Below are 9,312 nucleotides of genomic sequence, written 5' to 3' on the forward strand. Positions count from 1 at the left end.
CGCGCAGAGTCATCAGCTGTATTCCTTTCCGTTTGTACTGGCAGGTGAAACTCCCTCGGGTACCAGCGGATTCACCAGTTGGACGTAGGTCGCCTCTTCGCTGTCGCCGAGCAGCATCGCCCGGCCCGCCGGCAGCCTGCTGAAACGCATGCCGCGGAGCTTGCCTCCGTCGGCCGGACTGCCCGACAACATCACGGACGTCGCCTGCAGGTCGTTGAGGCGGCGCAACAACGGAGCCGTCATCACCGCGTGCGCCGACCCACTGGCCCTGGCGGTGACGATGACGCGCAGACCGAGATCCCCGGCCTCGGCCAGCAGCCCCAGCAACGGACTCCACGGCCGCTGTCCCGCATAGGGTCCGCTGACCGCCGGACCATCCGGGATCTGATCGACGTCGTCGATGATCAGATAGTGGGTCTGTCCCTCGAAGCTCCAGTGACGCAGGTCTTCCGAGGACAGCCCGGCCGGCGGGCGGCGCTTCTCGATGAGCGCGGACAGGCCCAGCATCGCCGGGGTGATCCGGTCGATGTTCGGCGTGTACTCGTTGTCGGGGAAGATCGGCTCGTCGACCAACTGCAACCGACGGTCGATCACCGTGAACGCCACCTGGTCGGGTCGCGAGTTCATCCTGATCGTGCGGATCAGATGACGCAGCAGCGTGGTCTTGCCCGTCTTCGAATCGCCGAACACCATCAGCAGCGGGTTCTCGGTGAAGTCGACGCTGACCGATGCCAGGTCCTCTTCGCGCTGTCCGATGACCACCCGCTCGGGTGCGGGATAGAGCGACCGGAAGGTGTCCGGCGCCAGGTTGGTCGGGAGCAGCCGCACCGGTGGTGCGCTCTGGCCGGAGTAACGGGCATTGAGCGCCGGGATGGATTCGGTTGTGGGACGGGCGAACAGGAAGTGCTCGGCAGCCATCGTGAGACCGCGGCCGGGCTGGTCGACGGGCACCGAGTCGGCGGGCCGGCGAAGCGCACCCGCCACCCTGACATTGCTGTCGTGCGAGTCGTGCAACCGCAGCTCCAGCCGCAGCCCGAGGCCGTCACGCATCGCCAGCGGCACCTCGAGCCAGTTCGGGGTGGTGATCACCACGTGGATCCCGTACGAAAGCCCGGCGTTCACCAGCTCGGTCACCTTGGCCAGCAACGGGTTCCGGGTGTTGAAGGTGTCGGTGTTGTCCCGGCTGAACGCATAGAGGTTGTCGATGAGCAGGAACACCTCACCGAAGCCGTCCCGGTACTCACCGTTGCGCGCCGTGGCACCGAGCTTCTGACGTGCCCGCAGCAACTGCTCGAGCTCACCGAAGGTGCGGCGGATGCGTTCGGATTCCAGCGGTGAGGCCACGCTGCCGACGTGGGCGAGCCCCTCGAGGGTGCGCAACTGCCCGCCGCCGTAGTCCAGACAGTAGAAGCTGACCTCTCCGGGCGCGTGCAGCGCTGCTGCCGACAGCACGAAGGTCTGCAGCGCGGTCGACTTGCCCGACTTCGGTCCGCCGTGGATGACCATGTTCGCGGCGGCCGAGGTGGCGTCGAACACCAGCGGATCGCGGCGCATGTCGAAGGGACGGTCGATCTCGCCGAGAGGCCAGCGCCACTGCCCGGCAACGAGTCCCGCGCGATCGAGGACGTCCTCCAACGGGATCGGCTGATCCAGCGGCGGCAGCCACAGCTGGGGTGCGTGCGGCCCGTAGTGAGCCAGCTGCTCACCGACCGTCGCGATCAGCTTGCGCGGCGGCAACACCTCGACGTCGGCGCCGTCGTCGACGATGACGGTGTCGGGTTCGGGATCCACCCAACCCGCGCCGAACAGCTGCGGCTGCGGGATCGCATGCACGACGATCGACCTGTCGATCCGCGGTGGCTCGTAGATGCCGTCGACGTAGGTGCTGCGGAACTTGATCGGAAGCGCCCCCGGTGCGGGCACCAGGAAGCCGACACCTTTGTGCTCGCGCCCGGATTCGATGTGGTACGCGTCTTCCACTCCAATGATCTGGCGCGAGACGCTCGGGCTGGCCACCTTCAGTCCGATCCGGTACGAGGTGTTCTTGTCGATGTCCTTGATGCGCCCGACGTCGAGGGTCTGGGAGGCGAACAGGATGTGGATCCGGAACGACCGTCCCTTGCGTGCCACGTAGTCGAACAGGTCCGCGTACTCGGGATGGTCGGCGAGCATCAGCGTGAACTCGTCGGCGACGACGAACAGGGTCGGCATCGGAGGCAGGTCATGGCCCTCGGCGATGGCGGCCTCGTACTCGGTGACCGAGTTGAACGCGCTGCCCTGAACCCGGCGGCCGGACTCTTTGAGCAGCTTCTCCCGGCGTGCCACCTCGCCGCGCAGAGTGTCGGCGAAACGGTCTGCCAGTGACCGCTTTTCGGCCATGTTGGAGATGACGGCGACGACCTGCGGGAAGTTGCGGAAGATGTCGGCGCCGGCCTCGCCCTTGAAGTCGGCGTAGATCACGATCAGCCGGTCCGCCGAATGAGTCGTCAACAGCGCCAGCAGGATCGACATCAGGGTCTGCGACTTCCCGGACCCGGTCATACCGATCATCAGCCCGTGCGGACCCATGCCCCCCTCGGCCTCGTCCTTCAGGTCGAAGTACAGCGGTTCGCCTGTGGCGGTCACGCCGATGGGGACTCGCAGCTCGTCGTCGCGGTTGCGCGGTGCCCACAGCGCGGCGACGTCGAGCGCCGAGGCGTCGGGGATGCCGAGCATCGTGGTGAACGACGCGCCGCCGGTGGTGGCCGATCTGCCGTGGCTGGGGTTGGAGTCCCACCGGGACAGCCGCCGCGCGATATGCCGGGCCTCGCCGGGTCCCAGGCTGTCGGCGGTCTCGACGAACGTGCTCCAGGAACCGTTCTGCCAGCGTCGGATCTCGCCGTCGGCGATCTTCAGGATCGGCCGTTCGGGATCCGAATACTGTTCGCGGTGCGGCTCCTCGGAGGATCGGTGGATCACCGTCACACCGGCGAGGCCACGGCCGACCAACTCATCCGGGTCGGCCTCGGGGTCGTCGAGGACGACGAGCAGATGTTTCACGCCGGCGGCACCGCCGACAGCGAACGGTTCACGATCGGCCAGCGCCGGCGCCAGCAGCCTGTGCAGGGCGGTGGGCTCGGTGGCGAGGTAACGGGCCGGACCGACACCGTCGACCTGACCCGGTACGTCCACGTGCGGCAGCCACTTGAGCCACGACCAGCCGTCGCGCTCCAGACCAGCTCCGGCGAACCCGATTCCGAGAACCGACGGGTCATGCCACGTCATCGCCTGCGCGATCCACGCACGAATCGCGCCGCCGACCTCGTTGTCGTCGCCGATCACCGTGATCCGGGAGATCCTCGTCAGATCGATACCGGCCGGGGCGTCGTGCACGATGCGTTGGGTGTCGAGCAGTCCGCGCAGCGTGGTGTGTGACACGGGCTCGAGGTCGATCTCGTCGGCGGTGTCCTTGACCCGCAGCGCGGCGTCAAGAGCCTGGTCGTGCAGGCCCGCACGCAACACCAGGAAGTCGGAATCCCGCGGGTCGCGCTCCCACTGCCTGCGAGTTCCCGGAATGCTCGCCAGCGCAGCGGGTTCCGGATGCGACCACAGCAGTGCGGCACGCTGCTCGTCGGCGTGGGCGCGCACGTTGTCCCGGACCACCGACAGGTACCGGAGGTAGTCGGCGCGCTCGGCGTCGACCTCCTCGGTGCGCATCTTGTTGTCGGATCCCCGATACATCGCGGTCGCCGCCAGCAGCAGCACGAACGGGAAGAACAACGTCGTCGGCGAGATCAGTCGCATGCCGGTCGCGACGAGCGCGACGATCATGCCGACGATCAGGATGACGATCAGATAGGGCAGCGCCCGACGAAGGATCGAGGGCGGCACCACCCTCGGTAGCTCGGGCGGCGGTTCGATCGTGATGGTGCCCTTGCGGGTCACCGGTGGCGGCACCCGCTTGCGGTGCTCGAATATCAGCCTGCTCACGGGATCTCCAACCGGGCCGGCGCCGGATTGGGCGCAAGCGAGTCATGGGCCAGCAGCGCATCCGCGCGTGACAGCGTGGGGCCTGCGGCGAACTGCGACAGCATCGACCAGGGAACGGGCAGCGGCGAGACGCTCAGACCCAGCGCGGCGACGGTGTCCGTGCCTGCCGAATCTGACGGGTCCCCGGTGTCGATCCCGTAGCGCACCCCGGTGTCACTCACCCAGAACAGCGCGCCGCCACTCTCGACGAAGTATCCGGTGCCCGGGGGCAGCGCGACCCGGTCGGCGGGCCCACCCGGCGCACCCGAACTCACCAGGTCCACGGTGCGCAGAGCCTCGGGGACCGGCAGCGCCGAACCCGACAGCACTGTCATCGAAGCTTCCTGAGCACCTTCGGGTTTCGCCCACGCCGCACATGTCACCGGATCGGCGACGGTGTCGACCAGGGTGAGTGGCTCCGAGGGGTACGCGGTGGTGTCGATGGCCTGGGCCGACGGAACCCGTGCCACCTCGTCCGCACCGAGACGGGGCGGTTGGTCCAGCCCGTAGGAGTTGGTGTTGCGCAGAATCGATGCCAGCACAACGGAGATGGGTTGCAGACCGTCGGGCAGCACCACGTAGTGGCGCAGCGTGTTGTCGGCCTCATAGGCGACGACGACAGCCCCGACGGGCGCGGCGACGGGAAGTTCCACCGCGGCCGGAGCACCGGCGCCGGGGATCACCGGCGACGTCAGCGGCGGGGCCTCCGGCAGCGCATTGAACAACCCGGGAGCGATCGGCTGGGGAACGGCGACCTCGCCGCCGATGCCGAGACCGTTGGTGACCGCGCGATCGGCGAGATCGATCGGGCTGCGCTTGCCGTCCCACAGAAGCCATGTCCTGCCGTCGATCTCGGCGAGCACCGCCTGTCCGTCGGGCAGGGTGACCGCCCGCTCACCGTCGGTTGCCGGCGCGCCCGCGATCACGGTCAGCCCCGTCGTGCCCGCCGCACCCGTAGCGGCGTCACACACCGTCCAGTACGCGTCACGAGTTGTGTTGGCCACCATGCGTTCCGGGGCACCCGGGATGCCCAGCATGTTTCCCCTGGCGAACTGGTCGAGCTCGCTGCTCTTCACCATCGACGGGTTGTCCGGCCTGCCGGTGATGAGTCGGGCGGATGTCAGGTTCAGCACCGGATGCAGTTGGTCGCCCAGTCGGACGTACAGCGCAGCGGAGTCACGGTCGGCCAGCACGGAATCGGTTCCCGCGGACCCGGACGGCCGGATCATCGAGAACAGGAAGCAGCCGATCAGACCGGTCACCAGGACCAGGGCCCCGACGAGCACCGAACGGGACTGGGTGCGCAGCGGGTCGACGAGCATCCGGGTGTCGTGCAGCGCTACCCCGGAGGCGATGCGGCGCATCATGAATCGCCATCCGGTCACCTGGTGGCGGGTGACGAAGCCGCGGCGGTACCGGACGGCTTCGGGGTTCTCGTTGTTCGGGGTGCGGGAGCTGAACGACCGCCGGTCCCCGTTCGGGGCCGTCATCGTTGTTCCTGCTGGTTCGGTGGCACCGACAGCCCGAGGCCACGCAACTGCGGCGCGGCCGAATTGTTGACATCGGCGGCGGTGATCGTCATCAGCTCGTCGTCGGTGAAGTCCTCCGCGTCGGAGTGGTCGAGTCGGTACTCGCGCTCCTCCTCCGAGCGCTCGACCAGGTTTCGGACGAATCGGCCGTTACCTGCGATGTCCAGGCTGCGGCGTTCCACACCGTTGGCGTCCGGAGTCGACGACTGCGCCAGGTGCGCGAACAGCCTCTCCATGTCGGTGCGGGCGGTCTCCTCGAAGCGGGAGTCCCGCTTCTCGGCCATGCGCGTGGCGATTTCGACGAGCTCCTTCGGTGAGTACGACGGGAAGTCGATGCTGCGGGTGAATCGGGACCGCAGACCCTCGTTGGCGTCCAGGAACGCATCGAGGTCCTTGCGGTAGCCGGCGACGATCACGACCAGGCGGTCGCGGTCGTTCTCCATCCGGGCCAGCAGGGTGTCGATGGCGACCAGACCGAAGTCGTTCTTGGCTCCGGTGGACACCAGCGCGTACGCCTCGTCGAGGAACAGCACGCCGTCGAGCGCGCTGTCGATGATCGCGTTGGTCTTGGCCTCGGTCTCGCCGATGTGCTGGCCGATCAGATCGGCGCGGTGCACCTCGCGAACGGTCTCCTTCTTCAGAAGGCCCAGCCCGCAATAGATCTTGGCGACCACGCGGGCGATCGTGGTCTTACCGGTGCCTGGCGGTCCGGCGAACACCAGGTGGTTGGTGCGTTGGGCGACGGTCAGGCCGCGCTCCTGCCGCCGGATCGCCATCGCCACAGAGCTTTTCAGTCGGGCGACCTGGTACTTGACCTCTTCGAGGCCGATGAACTCGGCCAGCTCGGCCTCGGCCTCGATCAGCAGGTGCGCCTTGCGGTCCTTGGCCCCCGGGTCGACGAAGTCGGCCTCGCCGGGCTCGCTGTCCGGGTTCCACGGGTCGGCGCGCGCCTCGATGCGCGCGGCGGTGGTCGTGGGGATGCCGAACGAGGTATCGGAGAGCGCGTCTTCGACGTGGGCGTTCTCCGGGTTGGCGGCGTAGAGCTCCTGCAGCAGCTCGTTGGCCTCCTCGACCTCCCCCTGAGCCCGTAGCGACAGCGCCTTGGCGAGCGCGCCGTCGACGGCGGCGACCGCGATCGGACCTTCAGGCCGCTCGAGGTGTGACAGGGCGGGGGCGAACATGCCCAACCGCGCCAGTGCGATGCCGAGGGTGACGCGCGCGGCGTGGGCATAGGTCTCGTCGAGCGTCTCGTCGGTGACCACCGGCGTGAGCAGCCGGACCACGTCCGACCAGCGGGCGGCGCGGTAGAAGATCGCCGCCCGCACCCACCGGGCCTGCAACCACCCGGGCCTGCGTCCCAGGACGTCGTCGACCAGCCGATCCGCGGCTGCCCACGACGCGGATCCGGTCGCGGTGTCGCACAGGTGCACCGCGTAGGCGAGCGCGAAGTCGTCGCGGGTGCTGGCACGGAACTGCAGATACAGGCCGGTGTCGTAGCTGAAGCCGAGTTCGTCGGGCGCGAGTTCGAGGTGGCGCTGCAGCAACCCCGCCGTTGCCGATGTTTGCCAGATGGCTTCGATCACCTGGGGGGAGACGTCGCCGGCGGCGGCCAGCCCCGTCCACGCGTCGCACTGGTCGTTGGCGATCCGCGTCAGCCCGGCGAACCCGGATCTGGCCGCGGTCAGATCGGCCGGGCGCTGCCGGTCGTGCACGGACAACCCCAGCGCGCGACAGCAGGTGGCGAACCGGCTGACGACGTCGGGATCGACCCGGGCGACCCCGTTGGTGGTGGCCGCGAGCGTGTGACTTCCCATTTCCATGAACTGTGTGTCGCGGAACGCGGACTCCCCGTCGATCGACTGAGCCCGATCCCCCGCCATCTCCCTTGCGACTGGTTATGTATGGCTAGGCTAACTTTTGCTGAAGTTAGCATTGCATAACCAAACTGTCGAGACGCACGGGTGCCTGTTCGCGGGTGAGCCGGGTCACCGCGGAACTCGGCCGCTGAGACGTCAGACGAGGGGGCGACCGGTGCGAATCCGCCAGTCGACGTCCTTGAGCAGAACATTGAACGGAAACTGTCGGACGAATCGCGGAGACACCTTGTTGACGGTGCGCAGGACGGCGATCAAGCGGTCGAACCTGCGTTGCCGGGTCGCGTCCCAGGGCAGCCGCATCTCATCGCGGAAGCGCTGTGGCAGGAACCCCGTCGTGATCAGCAGCGCAAGTCCCTCCGTCCTGCGGCGCACCGGCCCCGGCAGGCTCACACCCCGAAGCCGGGACACCGCAATCGGATACAGATAGTCGCGGATCGCGTCGTCGATGTGCACCTCGTCGAGCGATTTCTGCCAGTACCGGTCGAACGCGGCCCGATCCGGCGGCCACATGTCCTCGGGCACCTGGAGCATCGTCGCCAGCGCGCGGCCGCGCAGGTAGACCTGGTCGGCGGTGCGGTCGTCCATCTCCCCGACGAACAACCGGTGCACGTCGACGGTGCCCTTGTAGAGGCACGCACCCACCCACAGCTGCAGGTCCCTGTCGAAGGCGCTGTACTTCACCGGGCTCGATTCGGTGGAGACCACCTGGGCGTGGGCGCCGTTGACGGCTCGGCGGAACGCGGCCTTCTGCTCGTCGGTGCCGTTGGTGGACACCGCCAGGTAGGTGAAGGTGGTGCGCGCACGCTTGATGGGGTGCCGGTCCACCCGGCCGCTTTCGACCGGGCTCTCCATCACGCCGTATCCGACCCCGGGACGTGCGAGCTGCATGATCACGTTGGCGGGCCCGGCGAGCAGACCGAGGCCGAGCATCCCGTCGTCGGTCTCGGCGCGGTTCCCCTTCTGCGGGCCCGCGGCGTCGTTCACAGCGCGTTCGACAAACGGCACGGGCGCGCCGACCGACTCGTCCAGCGTCATGGTCACTCCTCTGCGCAGGGGCGCTCCAAAAGTGCGAACGCCTGTTTCCTGATATTGCCCCCGCCCCCGGACGAGTGTCAATATGGATTCATGGCCCAGGTCCGTCCCTACCGTGGCGTGGACGCTCTGCAACGGATCGCCGAGCGCAGGCGCCGACTGCTCGAAGCCGGCCTGGACCTGCTGGGTGGGCGGACACTGCCCGCCGATCTCACGGTCCGGGCCATCTGTTCCCAATCCGGCCTCGCCGCGCGCTACTTCTACGAGAGCTTCGCCGACAAGGACGTTTTTGTCGGCGCGGTGTTCGACTGGGTGGTCGCCGACATCGCCGCCACCAGCCAGGCCGCGGTCGCCGCCGCCCCGGCAGCGGAGCAAAGCCGGGCGTGCATGGCCAACATCGTGCGCACCATCTCCGACGATGTCCGGGTCGGCCGACTGCTGTTCAGTGCACATCTCGCCAACCCTGTGGTGGTGCGCAAGCGGGCGGAATCAGGCGCCCTGTTCGCCCTGCTCTCGGGACAGCACGCCGGTGTCGCGTTGCAACTCGCGCACAACGACCGCATCAAGGCCGCGTCGCACTTTGTGGTCGGCGGCGTCGCCCAGACGTTGAGCGCGTGGTTGACCGGCGACATCGGACTCACCCCCGGCCAACTGGTCAACCACCTCGCCGCGCTGATCGACCAACTCGGCGATCCCGCGCTCTACCGCGACTGACCGACCACGCGACTGACCCCCGCCGGGGACTGTCCGATAAACGGTGGATCTGATCCTGGCATTGGTTAGTTGCCAGTCGGAGTGATCCGGCCGTTGAAGGTGATCGCGAACGCATTGAGTGCGGGCTTCCACCTCATTGCCCATCGTGCCTT

General features: G+C 68.0%; 5 protein-coding genes. 1 reads left to right on the forward strand and 4 read right to left on the reverse strand.

Annotated features, from left to right (window positions below):
- Positions 1 to 12: 12 nt before the first annotated feature.
- The 4 genes from eccCa to WA965_RS02290 all read right to left on the reverse strand — a co-directional run bounded on the left by eccCa (position 13) and on the right by WA965_RS02290 (position 8,449).
- On the reverse strand, positions 13 to 3,969 hold the full coding sequence (eccCa, locus tag WA965_RS02275) for a type VII secretion protein EccCa (RefSeq protein WP_526446995.1): 3,957 nt from the start codon (positions 3,967 to 3,969) through the stop codon (positions 13 to 15).
- Positions 3,966 to 5,498: a type VII secretion protein EccB gene (gene eccB / locus WA965_RS02280; RefSeq protein WP_526298921.1), complete on the reverse strand. Its 1,533-nt coding sequence runs from the start codon at positions 5,496 to 5,498 to the stop codon at positions 3,966 to 3,968. Before eccB ends, eccCa begins: the two co-directional genes overlap by 4 nt.
- A complete protein-coding gene (gene eccA, locus WA965_RS02285) occupies positions 5,495 to 7,357 on the reverse strand; it encodes a type VII secretion AAA-ATPase EccA (RefSeq protein WP_526298929.1) in 1,863 nt (620 codons plus the stop codon). Before eccA ends, eccB begins: the two co-directional genes overlap by 4 nt.
- A gap of 192 nt (positions 7,358 to 7,549) precedes the next feature.
- A complete protein-coding gene (locus WA965_RS02290; RefSeq protein ID WP_526298919.1) occupies positions 7,550 to 8,449 on the reverse strand; it encodes an oxygenase MpaB family protein in 900 nt (299 codons plus the stop codon).
- A gap of 90 nt (positions 8,450 to 8,539) precedes the next feature.
- On the opposite strand from WA965_RS02290, the gene WA965_RS02295 reads away from it, so the two are divergent.
- Positions 8,540 to 9,160 (forward strand): TetR/AcrR family transcriptional regulator, encoded by a 621-nt coding sequence (locus tag WA965_RS02295; protein ID WP_526298917.1) that lies wholly within the window; start codon positions 8,540 to 8,542, stop codon positions 9,158 to 9,160.
- The last annotated feature ends 152 nt before the right edge of the window (positions 9,161 to 9,312 follow it).

Source organism: Mycobacterium sp. (assembly GCF_049683935.1).
GTDB lineage: Bacteria > Actinomycetota > Actinomycetes > Mycobacteriales > Mycobacteriaceae > Mycobacterium.